The organism is Mesorhizobium sp. 113-3-3 (genome assembly GCF_016756495.1).
Lineage (GTDB): Bacteria > Pseudomonadota > Alphaproteobacteria > Rhizobiales > Rhizobiaceae > Mesorhizobium.
The window spans coordinates 282,468-307,601 of record NZ_AP023243.1 but is presented as its reverse complement, the minus strand read 5'-3'; the positions used below and the strand labels follow the sequence as shown (position 1 = coordinate 307,601).

Below are 25,134 nucleotides of genomic sequence, written 5' to 3'. Positions count from 1 at the left end.
GCGGGCCGGGTGGCCCGCCACTTCAAACTTCGACATCCAAGAGGCCCACTGCCATGTCAAACCCCACAGTCGTCGGCTTTTCCGGCAACATCACCCGGCCGTCAAAGACACGCGCCTTCGTCGAACTCGTCACCAGGGACATCGCCGCGCGCCATGGCCTGTCGGCTGTCACCTACGACATCGAGGATGTCGGCGCATCTCTGGGTACAGCACGGTGGGCGCGCGACCTCGACAGCCAGGCCCAGCCGATCCTGGCGCAGATCCTCGCCGCTGATGTGCTGGTGGTCGGTTCGCCGACCTACAAGGGCAGCTATACCGGCCTGTTCAAGCATTTCTTCGACCTGATCGATCCCTCGGCGTTGCGGGGCAAGCCCGTCCTGTTGACCGCGACCGGCGGCGGCGAGCGCCATGCCTTGATCGTCGAGCATCAGCTGCGGCCGCTGTTCGGCTTCTTCGAGGCCTTTGCCTTGCCCACCGCCGTCTACGCCACCGACAAGGATTTTACTGATGGTGTGCTGCGCTCCGAGGCGATCCTCAAGCGTGCGGCACAGGCGGTGGACGAGGTCGGTTTCGTGCTGGCCAACCGTTCGGCAGGCCGGGTCGCGGCCGAATAGCAGCCGATCGGAATCGGCGCGGGCGGCACCCTCGCTTACGTGCAATTTACGACCGCCCGCTACAAAGTTCCTGTCTGATTCGCCCGGGACAGGAACACCATGAGCAAAGCCCTCACGACCTTCGCACTCGTCGCCGTCTTGACCGCTTTGCTCATGGCGCTGAGCCTTGCAGTGGCGCGCCACGGCTATCCCTATGGCGCGATCGGCGTCAGGCGCCTCGATGGCATCGCCGATGCCGGAACCTTCATTCCGCTGGCGGCCGTCTTTTTCTTCAGCGCGCTGTTGATGATGATCCTGCCGATCCGTGCGGCCAGCATCGTGCTGACCCATTGCGCCGACGCGATCTTCTGGACGGTGATCGTGCTGCTTGCCACCATCGTCGGCGGCCTCCTCGCCCGATGGGCCTTCGGCCAGGGCAGCGCGATGCTCGCCTTGCTGAACTGGCGGTTCCTGTTTGCCGTGGCAGTCGTCGGCTGCCACTTCGTCATGAACGAACTGCGCCGCAACGTGCTGTTGCGCAGCCTGTTCTTCGTGATCTTCGCCGCCGCGACGCTGGCCTGCCTGTTCTGGTCGTTCACCCTCTAAGACAGCGGAATATCCGTCCGCCTGCACCTTCTGTGGCTGGGGTAGCGGCGGTGCACTGCTTGTCGTCGTGCATCCATCGTGCCTCAAACGGGGCGCGAGAGTGAGATCTGTCGCGTGCTCGTTCGGCCGGATGATTTGCGCAAATTTACAATCCGCACTGCCGCCGTTCCCATAGTCTGGCTCCATCGAAAAAGAACAAGGAGCTGCGAGAATGCACCGCCGCGAATTTGCCAAAAGCCTCATCGCGGCAGCTCTTCTCGGCGGTCTCACCGATCGCAGCGCCGTCTCACAGGAGAATACGACCATGGCCAAGCCGACGCCGTTCAAGATTGCCATTTCCGATGACCAGCTCGCCGATCTCAAGGCGCGCCTGCGCCACACACGCTGGCCGGATGAACCCGCCGGAACCGGATGGATGACCGGTACAAATCTGGACTACATGAAGAAGCTGACCGACTATTGGCTCCATGACTATGATTGGCGAAAGGCCGAAGCAGGCCTGAACGCATTGCCGAACTACAAGGTCGATATCGAAGGGATCGACCTGCATTTCGTCCATCAGCCGTCGAAAAAGAAGGACGCCACGGCGATCCTTCTGCTGCATGGCTGGCCGGACAGTTTTTACCGCTATCACAAAATCGTGGATGCGCTGGCGGAGGAATTTCACGTCGTCGTGCCGTCCATTCCGGGGACCGGCTTCTCCGGCAGAACGGCGCTCCCCGCCGACAAGGTGGCTGACATTTTTGCTCACCTCATGGATGACGTTCTGGGCTACTCCAGCTTCATCGTGGCTGGCGGCGATCTGGGGTCGGTGATCGCCATGTCGCTGGCGCAGCGCCATCCGGACAAGCTGATCGGCTCCCACCTGACCGATGTGGGCTACCCCGACCAGACCACGGATTTTGCCGCTCTGAGCGCGCCGGAACAAGGTTACGCCGGGGCGATCCAGCAATGGTTCTTCATGCACGGCGCCTTCAATCTGGTCCAGGCGACAAAGCCGCAAAGCCTCGCCTTCGCCATGAACGACTCGCCGGTCGGCCTAGGCGCATGGATCATGAGCTTCATGGCCGGGATGGGGGTCGGCGACGAGGCCGACGCCAGATTTGGCCGCGACGCGCTTTTGACCAACATCATGATCTACTGGCTGACGGAGACGGCGGCCTCGTCCTTCCGCATCTACAATCAGAACGCGATGCAGGCGCCGACCATCAAGGGAAAGAATACGGGCGTGCCGGTGGCAGTGGCGACTGAAGTGCCCATTCCAGGCGGCGTTCGCTTGCCGCGTGAATGGGCGGACCGCCAGACCTCGGGAAATGTCGTGCAGTTTCACGATATGGAAAAGGCGGGCCATTTCGCCGCGTGGGAAGATCCCGCATTCTATGTCGAGGACATCAAGCAATTTGCGGCGCTTGTTACGAAATAGCCGTGAATCTCTGATGCCGGCCGAAAACCCTCGCCCGGCATCAGATCTTGTGAACCGCATCGAGGTTTGAGGGCAGGGAACCCATGATCTTCTTGATGGATTTGATCATGTGCGGTTGATCCGTATAGCCAAGATCGAACGCCACGGCCGCGGCGCTGTCACCTGCTTTCAGCCGCCGGACCGCTTCCTGCGCGCGGCGGATCAACTGGAAATCCTTCTGCGTAATACCGGTCGTGTTCTTGAAATGCTGTTGCACCGAGCGTTTGGAGGCGGCCTTGGGCTTCTCGGTAAAGGCCCTGGCCACGACGTCGTCAGACGCAAGCAGCCCTGCCGCGATCATTTCGTCGACAAGAGATTCGGCGTGCAGAAATGTCGGCAACGGCAGCTTCACGCCATCCAATGAAAATTCGTCTTCCTCCACATCCAGGAAACGCACCGCCGCACCGGTTCGCACCTCCTTGTCACGCGCAAGATAGACATGGGCGGCAAATGAGATGACCACCGAGTGCTCACCCTCGACATAGGGCACATCGACGGGCTCGGTCGCCTGGCCGCTCAAAAACACCACGGATCCTTTGCCCGGCGTGACGCTGCGGATCAGATCCCACGAGCCGTCCGGTGTGGCTTTATAGATCCCGTCGCTCAGACACACAGTTTGCCAGACCGTGTCGATCCAGGCATGGGCCGATGACCGGCTCGTGTGCTTTTGGACCATGCGGCAATGCTCCGGCAAAACTGCGACGTCGATTCATGAGTGGAGATTACACAGTCGAATCCTTGCGCGACTGCGTCCAGCCCTTGCAACTGGATTTGAGGAAAAAGCGCCCACTCCGAACTGGGGCGGGGATCAGCCAGGGGATGTCCAGTGTTGTCGTGGCCGGCTAGTTTTCAGATCCGGCTGCGACGTTGGCGGCGGCCGTTTCCATCCATGTCCAGAGATAGGCGGCGAGGCCGCGATCGACGTGGACGCGCAGGCCATCCTGATGGCGATAAACGATGGCGCTGATACCGGCGAAGGACAATGCCGCGCTGGCGCTCGGCTGTCTGGGATCGAGCGTCGTCCCGCGTGCGATGAAGGCGTCAAGCGCCGGACCTTCGACCTCGAACACCTGCAATCCGGCGCTGATCTCCGTCACGGCGAACCCTTCGGGGAACCACCCGGTGGCCATGCCGATGGGCGTGGTGGACACGGCAAGCAGGCGGTCGCGCGCCAGGCGCACCGAATAGCGGTTGCCTTCCGCCAGGCCGAATGCCCCGACGGCCGGTCCGTCGAAGCCGGAAGCCTCGGCCCACGCGGCCAGATCGCCACTGACCAGGCGTTGGTGCAGCCCGGTAACGGCGCCGATCTTGAGCCCCGGCACTGCGATCGTGGCGTTCCGCCAATCCGGCGCGACGGACCATTTTTCCGCGAGGTCACGCATGGAGCCGGTCTCCTGCCGGGTCGAAGGCGCAAGGGGCGGCGATCGTCGCCGTACGGACCTTGCCGAGATGCTGGATTTCGATCGTCTCGCCATGGCGTGCCGCGCCGCGCTCGATCAGCCCGAGCGCAATGGGCCGGCCAAGCGTCGGGCTGTGGTAGCTCGAGGTGACAAAACCCTGGCTGTGCAGCCCCCCGCCCTGGCGCTTGATGCCATGCGCGCCGGTTGGCAGCGGCGCTTGGCCGGATGGCACCGTCAGCCCGACAAGCTGCAGGCGGTTGTTTCGCGAGGCCTCCTCGGTGAACAGCGAGCGGCGGCCGACATATTCGCTCTGGCGTTTTGCACGGGGCCCTTCGGAGCCGAGGTCGTGCGGCAGCGTGGTGCCGTCCGTGTCCTTGCCGATGACGATGAAGCCTTTCTCGGCGCGCAGGATCATCAGCGCCTCGAGACCGATGGTGACGGCATCGAATGCCTGCCCGGCCTGGCGCAGATGCGCCCACAAAGGCTCGGCGCGATCGGCGCGGATGGAGACCTCATAGCTCCTGTCCCCGGTGAAGCTGACGCGCGCGATACGGACCGCGTCGCCGCCATAGCTGCCGTGACCGATCGCCATATGCGGAAGAGCGCCATCGTCGAGCGAGAGGCCGAGACCGACCGTTTCGAGCAGTTTGCGGGCATTTGGCCCCGAAACGGTCAGCGTCGCCATGTCCGATGTGGCGTTGTGGATATAGACGGCGTCACGGCCGAAACGATCCTGGCGCCATTCCTCCAGCCGGGCGTGCACGGCGGCGACATGCGAGGACGAGCACGACACGACGAAGCGATGCTCGTCCAGCCGCACCAGCACGCCGTCATCGAAGACCACGCCGTTCTCCGACAGCATGAAGCCATAGCGGCAGCGGCCCGGCTTCAGCGTCGACATGGTGTTGTAGTAGAGGAAATCGACGAACGAGGCCGCCTGCGGGCCGATCACCTCGATCTTGCCGAGTGTGGAACCGTCGAACAGCGCCACAGACCGGCGCGCGCGCAACGCCTCGTCCTGGATGGCGCGATCCGCGTCGGCGCCGCGGCCGCCATAGTGGGCCGGGCGCAGCCAGCCGCCATATTCCTGGAAGACCGCACCGCTGTCGCGATGCACGCTCTCCAGCGGCAGCCGGCGCACCGGCGCCATCAACTCGCCAACGCGTGCGCCGGCAAAGCTTGCCAGCGGCACCGGCGTGAACGGCGGACGATAGGTGGTGGTTCCGACCTCCGGCACCGTGCGGCCGGTAATCCCGGCCATCAGCGCCAGGCCGGGCAGGTTGGAGGTCTTGCCCTGGTCGGTCGCCATGCCGAGCGTGGTGTAGCGCTTGAGATGCTCGACCGAGACGAAGTTTTCGCGTGCCGCCAGCTCGACATCCTTCACCGTCACGTCGTTCTGATAGTCGATCCAGATGCGTCCCTTCGAGCCGGGTACCGGCCATGCGGCCGTTATGCCGCCAGTCACCTCCGGTCCCGTGCTGCGCGGCACTGCGGCTTTCGTTTCGCCGAGCGAGGCAACAGCCTTCTCCGAACTGGCGAACACCTCCGACAAGGAGACCGAACCGGCTGCCGCACCGGCGACGGAAATGCCGTCGACCGGATCGCCCGGCAGGAAGGCGGCGCGTGCCTCGCTCCAGGCGAGCTTGCCCTTGGCCTGGCCGAACAGATGAATGGTCGGCGTCCAGCCGCCCGAGACCAGCACGCAATCGGCGTCGAGCGTCGTGCCGTCATCCAGCGTCACGCCCTCCACTCGCAGCCTGCCCTTGGCGGCGGCAAGCGCCCGCCCTTTGACCAGCCGCACCTTGGTCGGCGCGCCGGGCATGCCGTCTCGCCTGATGTCGACCAGCGTAACGTCGGCTCCGGCTTCGGCTAGTGCTCCCGCGACCTCGTAGGCGCTGTCATTGTTTGTGGCGACGACGACATGCCGGCCGACCAGCACCGCATGGCGTCTGAGATAGGCGAGCGCCGCATCGGCCGACAGGATGCCCGGCAGGTCGTTGTTGGCGAACGGCAGGGGCCGCTCGATGGCGCCGGTCGCCAGCACGATTTGGCGTGGCCTGACCCGCCACAGCGTGTCGCGCCGGCCATCGAAATGACGCTGGTTCAGCCCGACCAGATTGTGGTCGTAAATGCCGAAGGCGGTGGTCGCAGGCAGGATCAGGTGGCCGCCGGCGGAAAGTTCCGCAATCGTCTCGTCGATCCAGATCGCCGCCGGCCTGCCGTCGATCTCGCCGGCGCGATGGCCGAGCGATCCGCCCGGTTTGCGCTGGTCATCGACCAGCGTGACGGAGAGGCCGGCACCGGCCGCCAGCCTGGCCGCCGCCAGTCCGGCCGGCCCAGCGCCGACCACAAGCACATCGCAATGATGGTTGATCTGGTCCGCCGTACCCGGCGAGATCCAGTCCGTATCGACCTTGCCCAGCCCGGCCATGGCGCGGATGCGCGGCTCGAACATGTGCCAGTCCGGCCACATGAAGGTCTTGTAGTAGAACGCCGCCGGAATGAAGCGCGAGAAGCGGTCGAGGAAGGCGTTGCGGTCGGCTTGCGCATTGGGCGTCGCATTGACGCTTTTCGCCACCAGCCCGTCGCGTGCCGGCTCGGTCGTGGCCCGCGTGTTCGGCGTTGCCTGTGGGCCGCCGAGATCGACCAGCGCGTTCGGCTCCTCGACGCCGGCGCCCCAGATACCGCGCGGCCGGTGGTATTTGAAGCTGCGGCCGACGACCGCGACATCATTGGCCAGCAGTGCCGAGGCAATGGTGTCGCCGGCAAAGCTGTCCACGGCTGTGCCATCGAAGCTGAAGCGGAGCGGCCGCGAGCGGTCGATGGCGCTGCCGCCGGTGGCGAGGCGCGAGGCGGTCACGCCGTGTGCTCCCCGCCGAGCGCGGTCGAGGACAGCACCTTGTGCGTGACCGTGTCGCGTTCCATGACGAAGAACTCGCCGCAGTTCATATGCACCCAGATCTCGCGCGCCGTGCCCTTCGGGTTGCCACGCAGATAGAGATATCCGGCCCAGCGATCGGTCGGCACCTCGGCGCCATCCGGCCTGGCATTGCCGGCATCGCCGCCATAGTGGAATTCGGTCTCGTCGCGCGGACCACAGAACGGGCAAGGGAAGAGCTGCATCAAGAAACCTCTAATGCGCGATGCCGGAGCCGGCCGCTTCGTCGATCAGCCGCCCGGCGGCGAAGCGGTCGAGATCGAAGGGGCGGCTGATGTCGTTGTGCTTGCCGGTCGCCAGCAGGTTCGCCAGCAGCGCGCCACCGGCGGGAATGGCCTTGAAGCCGCCCGTGCCCCAGCCGCAATTGAGGAACAGATTGGGCAGCGGCGAGGGACCGATGATCGGGGAAGAATCCGGCACGACATCGACAATGCCGGCCCATTGCCGCATCAGCTTCAGCTGACCAAAGATCGGAAACATCTCCAGAACGCCGGCGATCACGCTTTCCAGCGTCGGCAGATTGCCGCGCTGCGCGTATGAAGGAATACGGTCGAGCCCGCCGCCGATGACGATCTCGCCCTTGTCCGACTGGCTGACATAGACGCCGCAGCCGGGCGACAGCACCACCGTGTCGAGGATCGGCTTGACCGGTTCGGAGACGCAGGCCTGCAGCGCATAGGAATTGATCGGCAGCCGGAAGCCGGCCTTGGCGGCCAGTACCGAGGAATGCCCGGCCACCGCCATGCCGATGCGCTCGGCGCGGATCGCGCCGCGCGTCGTCTGCACGCCGCGGCAGCGGCCGCCTTCGACAATGAAATCGGTGATCTCGCAATTCTGGATGATGTCGACGCCGAGCCGGCTCGCCGCCCGCGCGTAACCCCAGGCGACCGCGTCATGGCGCGCCGTGCCGGCCCGGCCTTGCCAGATGCCGCCGAAGACGGGGAAACGCGCATCCGGGGAGAAATTGTAGATCGGCGCCACGCGGCGCACATCGTCCGGAGAAAACAGCTCTGCATCGATGCCGTTGATCTGCATGGCGTTGACGGTGCGCGCGCCGATCTCCATCTCGGCCGTCGAATGGCAGAGATTGACCATGCCGCGCTGCGATAGCATGACGTTGTAGTTCAGATCCTTCGACAGGCCCTCATAGAGCCGGTGCGCCAGCCCGTAGAGCTCGACGCTTTCCGGATAATAATAGTTGGAGCGCACCACGGTGGTGTTGCGGCCCGTATTGCCGCCGCCGATCCAGCCCTTTTCCAGCACCGCGACGCGGGTGATGCCGTGGTTGTTGGCCAGGTAATAGGCCGTCGCCAACCCATGACCGCCGCCGCCGATGACGATCGCGTCATAGGTCGGCTTAGGCTCCGGCGAGCGCCAGGCCTGCTTCCAGCCGGTCTGGCCGGCCAGACCCTCCTTGAACAGCGACAGGGCGGAATAGCGTCTGGTCATGGCGTACCGGACTGGCCTGATTTCGGGCAGGGAGCTTGGATCATGGCAAGGTCTTCCGCGGGATGGCAGCGGTTCGTTCGGTCATGCCCGCATCGCCTTGCCCAGCGGATCGTAGGGCGACGAAGCGATGACGCGCGCACTTCTTTCGACGCCGACGATGTGGGTTGTCAACTCGGTATCGATGCCGGCCGCATCGCGATCGACAAGCGCCATGGCAAGGCTTTTGCCGACTGTATGGCCATAGCCGCCCGAGGTGACGAATCCGGCAAGTTTTCCGCCGCTCCAGACCGGCTCGTAGCCGCTGGCGTCGGCATCCCCGGCGTCGATCTCGAGCGTCACCAGGGTTCGCCTGGCGCCGGCCTTCCGCTCTTTCAGCGCGGCCTCCCGTCCGATGAAGTCGCCCTTGTCGAAAGCGATCCAGCGGTCCATGCCGGTTTCATCAGGCGTATAATCCTGCGTGAACTCGCGCGACCAGATGCCGAAACTCTTTTCGAGCCGTAGCGAATTGACCGCGCCAAAGCCGTATTCGGTGACGCCGAGGTCGCCGCCTGCCGAAAGCAGCGCGCGACGCAGCCCGGCATGCTCATTGGCGCCGCAATGGATCTCGTAGCCGAGTTCGCCGATGACCGAGAGCCTCCCGACCTTGGCCCGCACCAGGCCGACATCGAGCGTCTTGCAGGTGAGGAAGCCGAAGGCTTCGTGCGAAACATCCTGGTGCGTCAGCCGTTCGAGCAGCCGGCGCGCATTGGGGCCGGCCAGCGAAAAGCCGACGACCGCGTCCGAAATGTCGCGCACGGTGACGCCGTCGCCGAGATGCTGTTCGAACCAGCGCATGTGCCATTGCCGCAGATAGTAGGACCCCATGATCCACCAGCAGCCGTCACCCCAGTTGAAGACGGTGAGGTCGCCCTTGAGCTTGCCGTTTTCGCCCAGCATCGGCGCAAGCTTCGCGCGGCCGGGCTTGGGCAGCGCGCACGCGAGCAGCCGGTCGAGCCAGGCTTCCGCCTGCGGTCCAGAGACCTCATAACGCGAGAAGGCGGTGATATCGAGCAGGCCGACGCCTTCGCGCACCTTGCGGCATTCCTGGCCGACGATGTCGAAGGCGTTGGAGCGCTTCAGCGTCGGTGTCTCGACGAAGCCCTGCGGTGCGAAATAGAGCGGCACTTCCATGCCCCAGGAATTGCCCCAGCGGGCGCCGGCGGCGTCCATGGCGTCATGCGCGCCTGATGTCATCAAGGGCCGCCCCGCCGGCAATTGCTCGTTGGGATAGCTCATGACGAAGCGGCGCGAATAAAACTGCCCAGTCGTCTGTTTGATGTATTCGCGGTTGGAGGCGAAATCGCCATAGCGGGCGATGTCCATGCCGTAGACGTCGGCTGCCGGTTCGCCGTGGATCATCCATTCGGCCAGCGATTTGCCAACGCCGCCGCCTTGCAGGAAGCCGGCCATGACGCCGCAGGCCACCCAGTAGTTGGGGACGCCGCGCACCGGACCGACCAGCGGATTGCCGTCCGGCGAGAAGGTGAAGGCGCCGTTCACCCAGCGCTTGATGCCGGCCCTCTCCAGGCAGGGGTAGCGGCTGAAGCCGAGCGCCAGCTCGTTGGCGATGCGGTCGGTGTCCTCCTGGATCAACTCGATGCCGTAGTCCCACGGCGCGCCGTCCATGTTCCAGTGCTTGTGGTTGATCTCGTAGATGCCAAGCAGCAGGCCCTTCTGCTCCTGGCGCATGTAGGTGAAGCCTTCGAGATCGACGATCAGCGGCAATTCCTTGTCCAGCGCCTGGATCTCGGGCAGCGCCTCGGTGACCAGGTAATGATGTTCCATCGGGGATACCGGCAGGTCGATGCCGGCCATCCGGCCGACCTGCTTGGCCCACAATCCGCCGGCATTGACGACGTGCTCGGCAATGACCGTGCCTTTCTCGGTGACCACGTCCCAGCTGCCGTCGGCGCGGCGGTTGAGCTCCAGCACGCGGTTGTGCTCGATGATCTCGGCACCGCGCTTCCTGGCCGCCTTGGCATAGGCATGGACTACGCCAGAGGGGTCGATATGGCCCTCGCGCGCCGCATAGAGGCCGCCCAGCATGCCGTCGGTGTTGAGGATCGGGCAGCGCCGCTTGATCTCGTCGACGCCGACCAGATGGACATCGTCGATGCCCATGGTCTGGAAGATGCGGTAGGAGGCCTTCAGCCATTCCCAGCGTTCCGGCGCCGACGCGACCGAGATGCCGCCGGTCATGTGCATGCCGATGTTCTGGCCCGATTCCGCCTCGACCTCCGACAAAAGGTCGATCGTATAGGCCTGCAGCGCGGCGATGTTGGGGTCGGCGTTCAGCGCGTGGAAGCCGCCGGCCGCGTGCCAGCTGGAGCCGGCGGTCAGCACCTCGCGTTCGATCAGCGCGACATCGCTCCAGCCGAACTTCGCCAGATGATAGAGCACCGAGGCCCCGACCACGCCGCCGCCGATAACGATCGCCCTGTATTGGGATTTCATCTTGCCGCACTCCATCCGGTCATGACTGGCACTTTACCGGCATTTTACCGGCATTGTACACATGTGTCTAGTAAGTTGCAGGGTCTAGCTCGGCGCAGGTCGGCGAGCTGGCTCTACGGATGTCGACAGAACAACGGTGAAGCCAGGCTGGCCAAGGCCTGGCGTCTATCGTTTGCCCGAAAGCGTCTTCTCGACGTAGCGCGCAAAATCCTCGACATCTTCTGCCGGAGGCTCCTGGCCGGTGAAGCTGCGCAGATAGGAGGCGACATGCGTGAGACGGGTGCTCATCGGCTCGTTGAGCTCGAGCGAGTAATAGCCGATCTGCATGAAATAGAGGACGCGGGCGCGCACGAATGCGTCCTCGTCCTCATAGCCATGCCGTTTGAACATGTCGCGTATGGCGTTGACGCGCTCTTCGTCGGCCTCGTCGAGCGCGCGCCTGATGGCGGGTGAGCGCCGGGCCCAGGCCCTGATCGCGAAATCCAGCCGGGGATCGAACAGCCTTTCATCCACCCAGCATTCGAAAATGCTCATCACGCCGCGGATGACGGTCGCGGAAGGTCGCAAGGCGCGCTCGACGATGAACCTCGTATTGGTCTGCCGCCAATAGTCCAGCAACTGGTCGAGCAGATCCTGGCGGCTCTTGAAATACCAGTAGAAGCTGGAGCGCGAGACGTCGAGCTGCTGGCCCAGCGTCAGCACGCGGACGCGTTCGACACCATCCGAGATCAGTGTCTCAAGCGCCAGCTTCAGCCAGTCTTCACGCGTGGCCTTGATGTTGCCGGTGACGCCGGCGCGCTGGGTCGTCGTTTCGAGAGCTGCCATCGGTACGACGCATGACACGCCGCATCAGGCAAATCAAGGCTATGGACATAGGTGTACAGAGCAATTCACCTGGGCGTAAAGAACGCTCCGCGGATACCAGTCGGGCTGGCTGTAACGGTTGGTCCGGGGATTTTTGTCGCGGCTGTTCGGCCAGTGCGTGCTTTCCCGCAAGGCATTTGTCTGGCAAATACCAGTTCACACGGATGCCGCCGCGCGGCCAACCAGCAGGAAAGACCAGATATGGCACAGTTTCGAAAGAACCTCATCGATGGCGAATGGGTCGGCGATGCCGGCTCCCGCAACATCAACCCCTCGGACACCGGCGATGTCGTCGGCGAATATGCCTCGGCTGGCGTCGAACAGGCCAAGCAGGCAATCGCGGCGGCCAAGGCGGCGTTTCCTTCATGGTCCCGCTCCGGTCCTCTGGCGCGCCATGCGGTGCTGAAGAAGGCATCCGACGAGATCATGGCGCGCAAGGATGAGATCGGCCGCAATCTGGCGCGTGAGGAAGGCAAGACGCTGGCCGAGGGCATTGGCGAGACCATCCGCGCCGCCCAGATATTCGATTTCTTTGCCGGCGAAACATTGCGCCTGACCGGAGAAATGGTGCCGAGCGTGCGGCCGGGCGTCGGCGTCGAGATCACCCGCGAGGCTGTCGGCGTGGTCGGCATCATCACGCCGTGGAATTTCCCCATCGCCATCCCGGCCTGGAAGATCGCGCCGGCGCTCGCCCATGGCAACACCATCGTCTTCAAGCCCGCCGAACTTGTTCCCGAAAGCGCCTGGTCCATCGTCGACATCCTTCACCGCGCCGGCCTGCCCAAGGGCGTGCTCAACCTCGTCATGGGCAAGGGCTCGGTGGTCGGCCAGGCGATGCTCGACAGCCCCGATGTCAACGCCATCACCTTCACCGGTTCGGTCGGCACGGGAAAACGCGTCGCCGCCGCAAGCGTCGAGCACATGCGCAAGTTCCAGCTCGAAATGGGCGGCAAAAACCCGCTGGTCGTGCTTGACGACGCCGATCTCGCGGTCGCCGTCGACTGCGCGCTCAACGGCGCCTTCTTTTCGACCGGCCAGCGCTGCACGGCCTCGTCCAGGCTGATCGTGACCGAAGGAATCCACGACCGTTTCGTCGATACGCTCAAGGAGCGGATGGGCAAGCTGGTAATCGGCGACGCGCTCGACGCGCAGACCCAGATCGGCCCGGTCGTCGACGCGACCCAGCTGAAGCAGGACGAGGATTACATCGCCATCGGCGTCAGGGAAGGCGCCACGCTCGCCTTCGGCGGCGAACGACTCGACCGCAAGACGCCGGGCTTCTATCTCAGCCCGGCCCTGCTGACCGAAGCCACCAACGCCATGCGCAGCTCGCGCGAGGAGATTTTCGGACCTGTCGCCAGCGTCATCCGCGTCAAGGATTACGATGAGGCGCTTGCCGTCGCCAACGACACGCCCTTTGGGCTGACCTCGGGCATCTGCACCTCGAGCCTCAAGCACGCCACCCACTTCAAGCGCAATTCGGAGGCCGGCATGGTGATGGTTAACCTGCCGACGGCGGGCGTCGATTTCCATGTCCCCTTCGGCGGCCGAAAGGGCTCGAGCTACGGCCCGCGCGAACAGGGCCGCTATGCCATGGAGTTCTACACCACGGTGAAGACCGCCTATACATTCGCAGGCTGATCGGCGCCGGCCCCCGGGCCGGCGAACTTTCACCACGGAGCTGAGGCAATGACATCGCAGGACCTGACCTGGCTGAACCCGCCGCCGCATCACGCCATATCAGGCGAGTCGGTGCGCGTGCGCACCGGCAAGGAGACCGATTTCTGGCGCGAGACCTTCTACGGCTTCTGGCGTGACAACGGCCACTTCCTGCATCGGCCGGTCGAGGGCGATTTCACCGCCGAAGTCACCGTCAGAGGCGACTACAAGGTGCTCTATGACCAGGCCGGGCTGATGGTCCGGCTCAGCGAAACGCACTGGATCAAGGCCGGCATCGAATACACCGACGGCCTTGCCTATTTCTCCGTTGTCGTCACCAACGACACATCGGACTGGTCGCTGGTGGCCATTCCCGCCGGTCCGAACGGCGTCACCATCCGCCTGACCCGCCATGGCGAGGCGATCCGCGTCCAGTATCTCGACGCTTCGGACGGTCACTGGAAGCCGGTGCGGCTCGCCTATTTCCCGATCTCGAAGACGGTCGATGTCGGCATGATGTGCTGTTCGCCGCAGCGCGAAGGTTTCGAGGTCACATTCACCGGATTTTCGGTCGGCCCGCCGATTTCACGGGAACTCCACGACTGACGCTCCGGCCGGGGCCGGGCTTGCGTGGCCTGCGCGACCCGCAGGACATTGCGGCCGCGACGGCGTCTGGGCTAGGTGTTGCCGATGGGCATGTCGCGTTGGCGGGCAAAACTCAAAAAGGCGGTCCGTTCCACGGCGCTGAGATTTCTCGGCGTCCCTTCGGTGCTATGGTCGCAAGGCATCGCCCACTTCTGCGACGTCGCCGGACCCGATTGGTATCGCAACGCGCCGACCGAATCGACGCAGAGCGAGGCCTTTTTCCGTGACCACTATAGTGGCGCGCACGGCATCGTCTGGGTGCGGCTGAGCACATTGGCCAGGGAGGGGCGAAACTGCGACCTCGACACGTTCGCCAGGGTCGCCTTGCCGACCATCAACGCCCCATTCATCCTGCTGACGACCGATGGCGATGCCTCGGTTCCGTCGGAGCTGGCGAAGGACACCGTTGAGCGGCTGCTCGCCAACCCCTATCTGGTGTCCTGGTACAGCCAGAACTGCGATGGCGGTCATCCCAGGATCAAGCCGTTTCCGATCGGGCTGGACCTCCATACTCCACGCTCCTTCGCGACACCCGCCGGCCTGGTGCGGCAGTTGCAGACCCTGCGCGACCGGCAAGGCAGTGCGGATCGCCGTCCGCCCAGGATATTCTGTGATTTCAGCGTCAGCAGTGGCTCCAGCCAGCGTCGGGAGCTGCTTGATGCGCTGGACGGATGCCCGCATGTGGACTTCCTGAAAAGGCGTGTGTCGCAGCGCGGCATCTGGCGGCTGTATGCGCAATATCCGCTCGTGCTTTCGACCACCGGAAACGGCCTCGACTGCCACCGCACATGGGAGCTGCTCTATCTCGGCTGCATCGTGGTGACCAAGACCTCGCCGCTCGACCCTCTCTACGAAGGCCTGCCGGTCATCATTGTCGAGGATTGGCGCGAGGTCAGGGATCCGGAAGCGCCGCGGCGCTGGATCGCCAAGGTCGCGTATCTGACGGAGCGGGACTATCTGTGGCGGCGTCTGCGGCCACAGGCCTATCTGGAGCCCCTCAGGCTGGAACTTCGGCAAGCTGCCGCTTCACCAGGGGACGTGTAGGATCTCCAGCTTCGGCAGGCCGACCGGCCGGATGCCGAGATCGTTGGCGAGCACCCCGAAGGCTTCGGTCTCGATCAGGTCGCGGTAGGGAAGTTCGGGGAAGCGAAGGCCGCCGCGATGCAGAGCGGCATCGACCAGAAGCATGGTTCCGCCGACCGCATCGAGGCCGATGATGTCGAGATGCCTGACATCGCTCAAGTGATATCGGTAAGGTGTCTGCCTGGGAGGCTGGTGCAGGCCGCCGCGTATCTCGCGGTAATAGCGATAATCCCTGGTCTGCCGCCGGATGACGAAGCTGTTGAGGTCGAAGCTGTCGCCGCCGGCGGTCTTGACGCAGTTGGGCACCGCGATGCGATGCCGCGTGGCGATCAGCCGGGTCAGCACATCGCCGGGAAAGCGCCAGACGTCGATATCGATCCACAGCGCCCAGTCGTCGTCTTCCTTCAGCCCATGATCGATCAGGTGATTTCGCACCTTGGCAATCGCGCCGCGCCTCACGCGTTGCGTCTTCGGCTTGGCCCGTTTTGCCCTGTCGAGCCTGGTGCCGACCTGTCTTTGCAGAAGCACAATGTCGCGATATTTGCCGGCTAGTCCCGCGGTCGCGGCCTTCAGCCGTTCCCAGCTGCCATCCAGGCTGTCGCCTTCGCAGAAGACCAGCTTGATCCTGTCCTTGGGGTAGTCGAGCCCGTCCAGCGCATCGAGAAAGGGTTGGATGAGGTCGGCGGCGTCGCGAAGCGGCACCAGGACGGCGATGTTCTGGCCCGAAGGCGGCGCCGCCGCCAGAACCGCCCTGTCGACGCCGGCTTTCGCCGCGGCCTCATCCATATGCGCCCCGCGCGTCAGGTGATAGCGAAGCCGATAGGCCCGGTTGCGCAGCCTGGTCGTCCATTTCGGTGGCGGCTCCGGGATCCACCATGTACCGGCCCAGTGATGGATCGAAAGTGCTGCCGCCTCGTCGCCGCCCTCATGCTCCGTGCTCCCGGCCGCGGTCACCGGCGTAAACAGGCCGGAAGGATGAATGGCAAAGGCTTCCTGATCGCCGTAGCTCCGATGGGCGGAGGTCAAAAGGCAGGGACCGGTCGCGTCGAGCACGTCCTTGGCGCCGGCGAGCCCGGGCATCATCGACAACAGATGCATCCAGAAGGGATGCCCGGGCGGGCTGGCGATTGTTCCGTTGAACAGAAGATAGGGCAGGCCCCGGAAATCCGCCTGGACGGCCGCATGCGACGCCGGCTCCTTGCACAGCACGATCCGGTTTTCGTCCATGATCGGATCGAAGGCGGCGACGCATTCGCAATCGATGTCGGCGTAGACGCCGCCAAAATGATGCAGCAGCATGTAACGGGCCGCATCCGAGCGCTGCACGCCCTTGGTGTAGCCGCAGAACATCGGCAGGAAATCAGGGTAGTGCTCGGCCACGAATTCGAGCAGCATCCGGTCGCTCCAGAACATCACCGTCCAGTGCGGATTGTGCCGCTTCCAGCTGTCGGCATATGCCTGGAAGCGCGCGGGAATGGTGTCGCCCTTCCAGGTCTGGTGCAGGATCGCCGGAATCATCCGGCAGCGCCGTTTGGTCCAAGCCCGTCACGCACGGCATCGCGGATCGCTTGCGGGCTGAACCTTGCCCATACCGCCTGATGCGCGCGAAGGCGTTGCCGCGCCCTGCGTTCGGGATCGAGACAAAGTCCGATGGCCATCTCGGCAAGCGTTTCGTCGGATTGAGACAGCAGCACCTCGTCGTTTTCGACCAGGTCCAGACCTTCGGCCGCGATCGGCGTGGCCACCACCGGCACGCCCGCGGCCATGGCTTCAAGGATCTTGATTCGTGTGCCGCCGCCCGCCGTCAGCGGGACAATGGTGAGATGCGCGCTGGACAAGAGCGGCGCGACGTCCGCGGGATCTTCGATGAGCTCCACACCTGGCAATCCGGCCAATGCCTGCACCTCCGGAGTCGGCGTGCGTCCAGCCAGGACGAGTCTGGCACCCGGCAGGGCGTTTCGGATACGGGGCAGTATGAAACTGGCCAGCCGCTGGGCGGCATCGACGTTTGGCGGATAGGCGAGATGGCCGATGAACACGATCACCGGAAAGCCGTTGTCCGTCGACGGCTCGGCCGGCAGGCGTCCCAGACCATCCCCGGTTTGCGGGATTCCGTTGGGAACAATGTCGATCGGGATCTCGGGCCGGAAAAGCGTCATCAGCTTCTGGCGATCCAGCTTCGAACAGACCCATACCCTGTCGACGAGGGACAGTGCCTTTCTCTCGAGGAACCGGACGGCGAATGCCGCCGCGCTTCGCCTGGCGCTGAGGCGTCTGATCTGTCCGGCCAGGTCGGACTCGACATTGTGCATGTCGAGAATGAGCTGCTGCGCCAGCGGCCGCAGGGGCCGCAGCAGCTTGAACAGGCCGACGCCCTCGACAATGATGGTGTCCGGGCGGAACTCACGGGCGAGCATCTCAAGCCGTGTCAGGGCGGAACGCGGTATGCGACTCTCCGCCCTTGAGCGCCACCAGCCGATGGAGGCCGTGCGCGGCTCCCCTTCGATCGACAGGGCTTCGACCCGGATCAATGGATCGGGCACATTCCTTACTTTGTTCGGCTTGACCGAAACCAGGCAGACCGGTCCGAATCTGGCGGCCGCTTCGGCGTTGCGGTAGTTTCTCAGGTCCGAACCTGAAGCCGGCGGAAAGCCCGGGTCGTGCGACACGACCAGCGTACGCCTCTGGGCCGCCCGCTCAGGCTCGCCGGCAGCCGGTTGCGCGCCTGCGCTGTTCAATGCGGATGCCTGATGCTTTGCGCCAGGCAGGGGGCCCAATTCAGATGGCATTCAATACGATTCCGTGATCACAAGCATCAGCGCCACCTTGTTTAGCTGAACAAGGCTTTCGTCAAGCACTGTATCTTTTGAATACTGTCGCTTCGAGTCCTCGACGCGCAGCCAGGCTCACCGCCTCGACCAGGCAAGCCAGCGCGTAGCCAGACGCCTGCGCAAGGAGGTGAGCCGGGTTCGCCTGTAGGCGTCGCCCGCCATCTTGATGCCTTGTGCCTGTGTCGGGAAGGGATGGATGACGTCGGCCAGGGCGTGCAATCCCATGCCCGACCGGATCGCAAGCGTCACCGCATTGATCATCTCGCCGGCATGGGCGGCGACGACCGTCGCCCCCAGGATGCGGTCGGATCCTTCACGAACATGGATCTTGACGAACCCTTCTTCCTCGCCGTCCATCACGGCGCGCGCGACGTCATGCATCAGCACCGTATAGGTCTTGACCGGGATGCCGTCCCGCCGCGCCTCGATCGGATAGAGCCCGACATGGGCAATCTCCGGATCGGTATAGGTGCACCAGGGAACGACAAGGTCGCTGAGCCTTTCGCGGCCGCGAAACAGGGCATTGCGCACGACGATGCGCGCCGTTGCCTCGGCGGTATGGGTGAACTTGTATTCCAGGCACACATCGCCCGCCGCGTAGATGTGCGGATTGGTCGTCCTCAGGTGATCGTCCACCTTGATGCCGTTGGCGTCATACACCACACCGGCCTCTTCCAGGCCGAGACCCTCGACATTGGGCGAACGGCCGACGCCGGTAATGATCTCGTCGACGGAGATCGTCGTCGTGTCGCCGTCCCGCAAAAGGTCGGCGAACTTCCTGCCGCCTTCCTTGCGCACCGCCACCACCTCGGTGTTCAGGCGCACCTCGATCCCTTCGCGTGCCAGCGCGTCCGAAAGGATCTGCGCGGCGTCGCGTTCCTCGCCGGGCAGGAACATCGGATCGTTCTGTGCCAGGATGACCTTCGACCCGAGCAGGCAGAAGGCCTGCGCCGTCTCGCAGCCAAGCGGACCGCCGCCGATGACCAGCAGCCGCTCAGGACATTGCGTGAGGTTGAACATGCTCTCATTGTCGAGATAGCCGGCCTCGGCAAGTCCGGGAATCGCCGGCCCGCTCGGATGCGCGCCGGTCGCGACCAGGGCCTTCTTGAAGCGCAGCGTCTTGCCGGCGACTTCAACCGTGTCCGGTCCGCCAAAGCGGGCTTCACCGAAATAGAGGTCGATGCCTTCCGAAGCGATGGCCGCGGCCGAATCGGCGCGGCTGAGCCGCTGCCGGATCTGCCGCATCCGCATCATGGCCCGCTCGAAGTCGACGGGAAGACGCGCCGGCGTGTCGCCGCCGAAATTCTCGGCATCGCGCATGTCGGCATAGAGCCTGGCCGTGCGGATGATCGACTTCGACGGGATGCCGCCGACATTGATGCAGGCGCCGCCGATCAGCCCGCGCTCAATCAGCGCGACCTTTGCGCCAAGGCTCGCGGCGTCACGCGCCGCGGTCAGCCCGGCCGGTCCGGCGCCGATGACGACGAGATTGTAGAGGCCGTCGGGGGTAGGGTTTTTCCAGTGCGGCGGATGCGCGCCTCGGATCAGTTCGACATCGTTGCGGTCGACAGGGAATGTGGCCGCCTTTGTCTGTTCACGCGCCATCGTGGGCTCCTGACGCGGAGCCTGCTGGCTGTGCGAGCCAGCCGCCGGTGAAGCCCGCCTTGCCCAGGCCGCGGCGGATGTGGGGATTGGAGCGCATCAGCTCCCAGATCAGGCGCGAGCGGTGGTTCTCGATCATCATCACCACGATGCCCTGGTCCAGCCCGTAATGGCCTTCCGACACCCAGCCGTTGCGGCCGAATTTTCGCCGGTTGGCCAAGGTCGGATTGAAGCCGCTCGGCAGGCGGAAATTGTCGATCACCTCGGGGTAGCGATCACCGAGATGGCGCAAGGCGGCCAGGCAGATGTCGGGTGCGAAGGGCAGCGACGCTGGATAGGACCATGGCGCGATCGTCCCGTCATCCGGCCCGAACGGCGCGCCGCGCGCGGCATAGCCCGAAAACCGGTGCCTCCGCCGCTCCACGCTGGCGCGGAAGCCGCCGGGTCCGTCTCCCGCCGAAAGACCCCAAAGGTTCTCGCCATAGCCGTCGAAGCCATAGGGGTTGTGACGGGCATAATCGCGGTGGAGATAGGTCGAGCGGCGGCTGTTTTCGAAATAGTCCGAATTCTTCTCGCGCATGAAAGCGTCGCGGATACCGGCGAAATCGATCCAGGCATGTGAGAACTGGTGCATGAACAGCGGTCCGCCATAGAGCACGTCATGGCCGTAGATGTTTTCCCACTGGTAGGTTGCGGTCCAGGCTTCATAGCTGTCGTCCGAAGTCGGGGTTTCGGGCGAGGCCATCGACAGCACGTAGAGGATGGTCGCCTCGTTATAGCCTTCCCAGCCATAGTGGAGAAAACCGCTCTTCGGCTTCCAGCCTTGCCGCAAGGTCGGGCTGCTGCCTTGCGCCCAGCGCCAGTCGACGCGCCGGTAGAGCGCTTCGGCCAGTCGCCGGATTTCGGCTTCCTTCTCGTCCGCGCCTGCGAAATAGGCGCTGGCCACCAGCATGCCGGCCAACAGCAAGGCGGTATCGACCATCGACAGTTCGCAGCGCCAGACGCGCAAGCCCGTGCGCATATCGAGGAAATGGTAGTAGAAGCCCTTGTGGCCGGTGACGTCGTCGCCACCGCCTTGCGGGCTGGCCGAGAAGAAACGCAGCGCCGCCAGCGTCAGCTCTGCCGCCGCCGCGCGTGTCATCCAGCCGCGCTCGACGCCGATCGGATAGCAGGAGAGGGCGAAACCGACGACGGCGATGCTGGCCGGCGAATTCGGCCGCGACGTGTCGGCGACCAGACCGTTGTCGGGGTTCACAGTCTCCAGGAAATAGCCGAAGGCGGCGCGCTGATAGCGGTCCAGAAGCTCGTCATCGGACAGTGCTGCAGGATCTGCCTCAGGCAAGCGATGCAAACTCCAGTCTGGTGGCCGCGACCTCCGGCGATCGCGTGGCGCCGGGACGGCGGCCATAGGTCATCGCCAAACTGTCTCGTCGTGTCATGGCTTTCCCGCAAACCCTATTCTGTCGCCGCCCATACAGACATCGGCGACTATACGCCTGTCCAGTTCCGATGGTTGCCTCGTCACGCGGAATTGTAGTTGCACCGGCCAATGTGAGGATGTTCCGGCCCGGATCAATAAGTGGCGCGGCCGCCGGAAACATCGAAGACGGCGGCGGTCGTGAACGAGCATTCTTCCGAGGCGATCCAGCAGATCAGCGCCGCTACTTCCTCGACCTCGCCAAAGCGCGCCATCGGAATCTTGGATAGCATGAAGTCGATGTGCTCCTGTTTCATCTGCTTGAAGATCGCGGTGCGCACGGCCGCAGGCGTCACGCAATTCACCGTCACCTTGGTCTTGGCCAGTTCCTTGCCGAGCGACTTGGTCAGGCCGATCACCGCCGCCTTGGACGTGCTGTAGGCGGAAGCATTGGGATTGCCTTCCTTGCCGGCGATCGAGGCGATGTTGACGATGCGGCCATAATTGCGTTCCAGCATGTGCGGCACCAGCGCCTTGTTGCAGTAGAAGACGCCGTTGATGTTGATGTCGATGACCTTCTGCCAGTCCTCGACCGAATAGGCCCAAGTCGTCATGTTGGGCCCGGTGATCGCCGCGCTGGTGACCAGGATGTCGACGCTGCCAAGCGCCTCGATCGTCCGTGCGGCGGCGCCTTGAACGCCGGCGGCATCGGCAACGTCAACGGCAACGCCGTGCAGGCCAGGGATGATGGTTTTGGCCTGTTCGATCTGGGCCTGATCACGGTCCCAGACGCTGACACTCCCGCCCTCCTCGACGATCCTTTGCGCAACCGCCAGCCCGATGCCCGAGGCTCCGCCGGTGATGACGGCCGATCGGCCAGCGAAGCGTCCCGCGAAGTTCATCGGCATCTCATTCTCCCTGCATGTCGGCTGATGGCGCCATTCGTGGAGACTGTGGGGGCACGGTCGATCGAGTTCAAGCCGACATGCAGATAGATCGTCTGGGCCAATGAGGCGGCGACGACTGGGGATTTCCTGGCACGGCCAGCTACCGATCTCCCCGATGCTGAAAAAACTGCAAAAACAGCTCCCGCTCGGTGGTGATGTCGAGCTTTTCATAGATGCGCCGGCGATGGTTCTTGACGGTGCCGACGGTGATGCCGAGCCGCTCGGCGATGTTGGCGGTCGGATGGCCGGCGAGGATCAGCTGCACCAGCTCGCGCTCGCGCAGCGACAGTTCCGGCCAAAGGCTCATCGGGATGGTCGGCTTCTGCTGCGGCGAAGCGCCGGGAGAGGTCGGGGCCGAGGTGCGCGCAAAGTCACTGCCGCGCGCCTTGATGTCGAGCGCGTGCAGCGCTTCGAACACCGGCAGCCGCTCGTCCAGAAGGGCGATCTCGCTGTCCTTGAACGAAGCGGTCGAACGGTCGAGGAAGATGCCCAGGCACCAGTCGCCGCCATCGGCCAGCATGATGCCGACCTCGTCGCAGATTTCTGATTGCGTCAGGAAGCCGGCTATGTACTGGCCTCGCTTGGCCTCGTCATCGGCAAGCCGCTTCAGCGGCATGATGCCCAGTCGGCGCTCGCGACGCCACGAGGCGTAGAACGGGTCGAAGACGTAGTAATTGTCGAGATAACGCTTGACCATCTCGTCCGAGAAACGCCGGTGCTTGACGAATTCCGGTGTCTGGGTCGTCGAATAACGCGTCACCGTGACGAGGTCATGCTCGATGTCGGCGCCGATCAGGTCGATCAGGCAGTCGACGTGCCGATCGGTGCCGGTGGCTGCGATCGCCTTGGCGAGCGGCGCCCAGATATTACCCATGCGCATGTCCTCTTCTCGGCGAACCGCGCCTGCCCGTCATTGTGTCTTTAGGCATATGGCGCGATCCGGCCCCGAGAATCTAGCCTGCGGTCATTCTCGAAGAGGGAAGGCGACCCGTGGACCAGATCACTACCAACCCCATCGTCATCGGCATCGACGCCGGCGGCACCATGACCGACACGATCCTTGTCGACCAGGACGGCCACTTCAAGATCGGCAAGTCGGCGACCACGCCGAAGAACGAGGCCGAAGGTTTCCTCGCCTCGGCGGAGGACGCGGCCGATGCCGGGGGCATTTCGCTGGAGCAGCTGTTCTCCGGCGTCAACGTCGTGCTCTATTCCGGCACCGGCATGCTCAACACGCTGTTGTCGCGCACCGGCCGCCGGCTCGGCCTGATCACCACCAAGGGCCTCGAAGACATGATCCTGATGGGCCGCGGCCTGCAGGCCTGGGCGGACTATTCCTATGCCGACCGGCTGCACGCGGTGACGCATCAGCATCCCGATCCGCTGGTGCCGCGGCGCCGCACCCATGGCGTCACCGAGCGCATCGACCAGTTCGGCGACATCATCCTGCCGCTCTACGAGCATGAGGTCGCGGCCGCCGCCAGGAAGCTGATTGCCGACAAGGTCGAGGGCATCTGCATCATGACCATCTTCTCGCACGTCAATCCCGTGCACGAGAAGCGCATCGCCGAGATCTGCCGCGAGGAGATCGCCAAGGCCGGCACCGACATCCTCGTCTACACCAGCCATGAGGTGCGTCCGGTCATTCGCGAGCAGTCGCGGCTGAACTCGGTGCTGATCGAGGCCTATGCCACCTCGCGCGGCCGCAAGCAGCTCAAGGGCATCGAGGACGTCTCCAGGAGATACGGCTTCAAATATGGCGTGCAGACGCTGCTCTCCTTCGGCGGCCTGACCTCGATCAACCATCCGCGCCTGCACGAAACCATGATCTCCGGTCCGATCGGCGGCATTCTGGGCGCGGCCTATGTCGGCAAGCTGATCGGCAACGACTCGCTGATCTGCTCGGATATGGGCGGCACCTCCTTCGATATGGGCGTCATCACCCGTGGCCAGACCCGGATCGAGAACGAGCCGTTGATGGACCGCTTCAAGCTCAACGTGCCGACGCTGCATCTCGACACGATCGGCGCCGGCGCCGGCATGATTCTCAAGGTCGACCCGCTGACCAAGAAAGTCTCGCTCGGACCGGAAAGCGCCGGTTCCGATCCCGGCCCGATCTGCTTCGCCAAGGGCGGCACCGAGCCGACCATCGCCGATTGCGACGCCATCCTCGGCCGCCTCAACCCGCACTATTTCCTCGGCGGCAAGGTCGTGCTGCAGGTCGAGAAGGCGAGAGCCGCCTTCGAGGAAAAATGCTCGCGCCTGCTCGGCGTCGGTGTCGAGGAAGCCGCCGAAGGCATGATCGACATGCAGGAGGCCGACGCCAACAACGCGTTGCGCCGCGTCATCTCCGGCCAGGGCATCCACCCTTCCGAGTTCACGCTGCTCTCTTACGGCGGCTCTGGTCCGCTGCATCTCGCCGGCTGCTCCAGGGGCATCGGCTTCAAGGACATTATCACCTTCCAGTTCGCCGCCGCCTTCTCGGCCTTCGGCTGCACAACAGCCGATTTCATGCGCCGGCATTCGGTGTCGACGCAGCACGACATCGGTGCGCGGGCGAGCGATGAGGAGCTGCTCGCTTTCGGCAAGAAGGTCACCGCTGTCTGGGACGATCTCACCAAGGCAGCGGTCGACGAGATGATCGTGGACGGCCACGCACGCGACAAGATCAAGACCGTGCCGTTCCTGATGATGCGCTACACCGGCCAGCTCGAGGACGTCGAGGTGATGGCGCCGCTATCGGCTATTCAATCACCCGACGACATGCGCAGGGTCATCGACGAGTTCGAGACGGTCTACGCCAAGGTCAACCACCGCGTTTCGCGCTACGGCGAAGCCGGCTTCTCGATCACCGAGCTCGGCCTCATCGCCACCGCCGACAAGGTCAAGCCGGTGCTCTTGAAGCGCCCGCTCGGCAAGTCGGATCCGGCGTCCGCCCACAAAGGCGTGCGCGAGGCCTATATTGGCGGCCGCTGGCACAAGGCCAATCTCTACGAGATGGATCTGTTGCAGCCCGGTCACGAGGTCATCGGCCCGGCCATCATCGAACATCCCGCCACCACGCTCGTCGTTCATCCGCAGGACCGTGTCCATGTCGATGAATGGACGCTGCTCCACTACACCCACGCTTGAGAAGGGCTGTTAC

The 25,134-nt window shown here is 64.3% G+C and carries 20 protein-coding genes; 7 read left to right on the top strand and 13 right to left on the bottom strand.

Translation table 11 applies throughout. The features are described 5' to 3' along the window. The first annotated feature begins 53 nt into the window (after positions 1-53). The 3 genes from msuE to JG746_RS01370 all read left to right on the top strand — a co-directional run bounded on the left by msuE (position 54) and on the right by JG746_RS01370 (position 2,622). A complete protein-coding gene (msuE, locus tag JG746_RS01380; RefSeq protein WP_202356557.1) occupies positions 54-614 on the top strand; it encodes an FMN reductase in 561 nt (186 codons plus the stop codon). Positions 615-713: 99 nt separating this feature from the next. Further along, positions 714-1,199 (top strand): hypothetical protein, encoded by a 486-nt coding sequence (locus JG746_RS01375; protein ID WP_202356556.1) that lies wholly within the window; start codon positions 714-716, stop codon positions 1,197-1,199. A 211-nt stretch (positions 1,200-1,410) separates the two neighbouring features. Then, a complete protein-coding gene (locus tag JG746_RS01370; protein WP_202356555.1) occupies positions 1,411-2,622 on the top strand; it encodes an epoxide hydrolase family protein in 1,212 nt (403 codons plus the stop codon). 40 nt (positions 2,623-2,662) lie between these two features. On the opposite strand, the gene JG746_RS01365 is transcribed toward JG746_RS01370, so the two are convergent. The 7 genes from JG746_RS01365 to JG746_RS01335 form a co-directional block, all read right to left on the bottom strand. Further along, positions 2,663-3,337 (bottom strand): helix-turn-helix domain-containing protein, encoded by a 675-nt coding sequence (locus JG746_RS01365; RefSeq protein WP_244730633.1) that lies wholly within the window; start codon positions 3,335-3,337, stop codon positions 2,663-2,665. A gap of 166 nt (positions 3,338-3,503) precedes the next feature. Further along, positions 3,504-4,043: a hypothetical protein gene (locus JG746_RS01360; RefSeq protein WP_202356554.1), complete on the bottom strand. Its 540-nt coding sequence runs from the start codon at positions 4,041-4,043 to the stop codon at positions 3,504-3,506. Beyond that, positions 4,036-6,921, bottom strand: coding sequence for a sarcosine oxidase subunit alpha family protein (locus tag JG746_RS01355; protein ID WP_202356553.1), 2,886 nt, complete (start codon positions 6,919-6,921; stop codon positions 4,036-4,038). Before JG746_RS01355 ends, JG746_RS01360 begins: the two co-directional genes overlap by 8 nt. Then, positions 6,918-7,184 carry a sarcosine oxidase subunit delta gene (locus tag JG746_RS01350; RefSeq protein WP_202356552.1) on the bottom strand — a complete coding sequence of 89 codons (267 nt, stop codon included), beginning with the start codon at positions 7,182-7,184 and terminating at the stop codon, positions 6,918-6,920. The genes JG746_RS01355 and JG746_RS01350 overlap by 4 nt, the downstream gene beginning before the upstream one ends. A gap of 10 nt (positions 7,185-7,194) precedes the next feature. Next, positions 7,195-8,448 carry a sarcosine oxidase subunit beta gene (locus tag JG746_RS01345; protein WP_202356551.1) on the bottom strand — a complete coding sequence of 418 codons (1,254 nt, stop codon included), beginning with the start codon at positions 8,446-8,448 and terminating at the stop codon, positions 7,195-7,197. Positions 8,449-8,529: 81 nt separating this feature from the next. Further along, a complete protein-coding gene (locus JG746_RS01340) occupies positions 8,530-10,941 on the bottom strand; it encodes a GcvT family protein (RefSeq protein ID WP_202356550.1) in 2,412 nt (803 codons plus the stop codon). 165 nt (positions 10,942-11,106) lie between these two features. Next, the gene (locus JG746_RS01335; protein ID WP_202356549.1) at positions 11,107-11,766 is read right to left on the bottom strand and encodes a TetR/AcrR family transcriptional regulator; all 660 of its coding nucleotides are present in this window, start codon (positions 11,764-11,766) and stop codon (positions 11,107-11,109) included. Between the two features lie 240 nt (positions 11,767-12,006). On the opposite strand from JG746_RS01335, the gene JG746_RS01330 reads away from it, so the two are divergent. The 3 genes from JG746_RS01330 (at position 12,007) to JG746_RS01320 (ending at position 15,153) form a co-directional block, all read left to right on the top strand. Further along, complete coding sequence (locus JG746_RS01330; protein ID WP_202356548.1) at positions 12,007-13,446, top strand: aldehyde dehydrogenase family protein; 1,440 nt, start codon at positions 12,007-12,009, stop codon at positions 13,444-13,446. Positions 13,447-13,494: 48 nt separating this feature from the next. Then, on the top strand, positions 13,495-14,070 hold the full coding sequence (locus JG746_RS01325) for a DUF1349 domain-containing protein (RefSeq protein WP_202356547.1): 576 nt from the start codon (positions 13,495-13,497) through the stop codon (positions 14,068-14,070). 84 nt (positions 14,071-14,154) lie between these two features. Beyond that, positions 14,155-15,153, top strand: a complete 999-nt coding sequence (locus JG746_RS01320) for a hypothetical protein (protein WP_202356546.1) — start codon at positions 14,155-14,157, stop codon at positions 15,151-15,153. Here the strand turns inward: JG746_RS01320 and JG746_RS01315 are convergent. The 6 genes from JG746_RS01315 to JG746_RS01290 all read right to left on the bottom strand — a co-directional run bounded on the left by JG746_RS01315 (position 15,136) and on the right by JG746_RS01290 (position 22,869). Continuing rightward, positions 15,136-16,710, bottom strand: a complete 1,575-nt coding sequence (locus JG746_RS01315; protein WP_202356545.1) for a glycosyltransferase — start codon at positions 16,708-16,710, stop codon at positions 15,136-15,138. The two genes, JG746_RS01320 and JG746_RS01315, sit on opposite strands and share 18 nt — an antisense overlap. Continuing rightward, a complete protein-coding gene (locus tag JG746_RS01310; protein WP_202356544.1) occupies positions 16,707-17,930 on the bottom strand; it encodes a glycosyltransferase family 4 protein in 1,224 nt (407 codons plus the stop codon). The genes JG746_RS01315 and JG746_RS01310 overlap by 4 nt, the downstream gene beginning before the upstream one ends. Before the next feature lie 168 nt (positions 17,931-18,098). Beyond that, positions 18,099-19,628, bottom strand: a complete 1,530-nt coding sequence (locus JG746_RS01305) for a mercuric reductase (RefSeq protein ID WP_202356543.1) — start codon at positions 19,626-19,628, stop codon at positions 18,099-18,101. Continuing rightward, positions 19,618-20,967 carry a glucoamylase family protein gene (locus JG746_RS01300; protein WP_202356542.1) on the bottom strand — a complete coding sequence of 450 codons (1,350 nt, stop codon included), beginning with the start codon at positions 20,965-20,967 and terminating at the stop codon, positions 19,618-19,620. The genes JG746_RS01305 and JG746_RS01300 overlap by 11 nt, the downstream gene beginning before the upstream one ends. A 230-nt stretch (positions 20,968-21,197) precedes the next feature. Continuing rightward, entirely contained in the window at positions 21,198-21,950 is a 753-nt protein-coding gene (locus JG746_RS01295) for an SDR family NAD(P)-dependent oxidoreductase (protein ID WP_202356541.1), read from the bottom strand. Positions 21,951-22,089: 139 nt separating this feature from the next. Next, complete coding sequence (locus JG746_RS01290) at positions 22,090-22,869, bottom strand: helix-turn-helix transcriptional regulator (RefSeq protein WP_202356540.1); 780 nt, start codon at positions 22,867-22,869, stop codon at positions 22,090-22,092. Between the two features lie 110 nt (positions 22,870-22,979). Here JG746_RS01290 and JG746_RS01285 point away from each other — a divergent pair, with 110 nt between their 5' ends. Further along, positions 22,980-25,121, top strand: a complete 2,142-nt coding sequence (locus JG746_RS01285; RefSeq protein ID WP_202356539.1) for a hydantoinase/oxoprolinase family protein — start codon at positions 22,980-22,982, stop codon at positions 25,119-25,121. Positions 25,122-25,134: the final 13 nt, after the last annotated feature.

What these genes read in the sequence shown, in the direction of transcription:
- msuE (WP_202356557.1), top strand. Translation starts at nt 54, where the DNA reads ATGTCAAACCCCACAGTCGTCGGCTTTTCCGGCAACATCACCCGGCCG.
- JG746_RS01375 (WP_202356556.1), top strand. Translation starts at nt 714, where the DNA reads ATGAGCAAAGCCCTCACGACCTTCGCACTCGTCGCCGTCTTGACCGCT.
- JG746_RS01370 (WP_202356555.1), top strand. Translation starts at nt 1,411, where the DNA reads ATGCACCGCCGCGAATTTGCCAAAAGCCTCATCGCGGCAGCTCTTCTC.
- JG746_RS01365 (WP_244730633.1), bottom strand. Translation starts at nt 3,337, where the DNA reads ATGGTCCAAAAGCACACGAGCCGGTCATCGGCCCATGCCTGGATCGAC.
- JG746_RS01360 (WP_202356554.1), bottom strand. Translation starts at nt 4,043, where the DNA reads ATGCGTGACCTCGCGGAAAAATGGTCCGTCGCGCCGGATTGGCGGAAC.
- JG746_RS01350 (WP_202356552.1), bottom strand. Translation starts at nt 7,184, where the DNA reads ATGCAGCTCTTCCCTTGCCCGTTCTGTGGTCCGCGCGACGAGACCGAA.
- JG746_RS01345 (WP_202356551.1), bottom strand. Translation starts at nt 8,448, where the DNA reads ATGACCAGACGCTATTCCGCCCTGTCGCTGTTCAAGGAGGGTCTGGCC.
- JG746_RS01340 (WP_202356550.1), bottom strand. Translation starts at nt 10,941, where the DNA reads ATGAAATCCCAATACAGGGCGATCGTTATCGGCGGCGGCGTGGTCGGG.
- JG746_RS01335 (WP_202356549.1), bottom strand. Translation starts at nt 11,766, where the DNA reads ATGGCAGCTCTCGAAACGACGACCCAGCGCGCCGGCGTCACCGGCAAC.
- JG746_RS01330 (WP_202356548.1), top strand. Translation starts at nt 12,007, where the DNA reads ATGGCACAGTTTCGAAAGAACCTCATCGATGGCGAATGGGTCGGCGAT.
- JG746_RS01325 (WP_202356547.1), top strand. Translation starts at nt 13,495, where the DNA reads ATGACATCGCAGGACCTGACCTGGCTGAACCCGCCGCCGCATCACGCC.
- JG746_RS01320 (WP_202356546.1), top strand. Translation starts at nt 14,155, where the DNA reads ATGGGCATGTCGCGTTGGCGGGCAAAACTCAAAAAGGCGGTCCGTTCC.
- JG746_RS01315 (WP_202356545.1), bottom strand. Translation starts at nt 16,710, where the DNA reads ATGATTCCGGCGATCCTGCACCAGACCTGGAAGGGCGACACCATTCCC.
- JG746_RS01305 (WP_202356543.1), bottom strand. Translation starts at nt 19,628, where the DNA reads ATGGCGCGTGAACAGACAAAGGCGGCCACATTCCCTGTCGACCGCAAC.
- JG746_RS01295 (WP_202356541.1), bottom strand. Translation starts at nt 21,950, where the DNA reads ATGCCGATGAACTTCGCGGGACGCTTCGCTGGCCGATCGGCCGTCATC.
- JG746_RS01290 (WP_202356540.1), bottom strand. Translation starts at nt 22,869, where the DNA reads ATGCGCATGGGTAATATCTGGGCGCCGCTCGCCAAGGCGATCGCAGCC.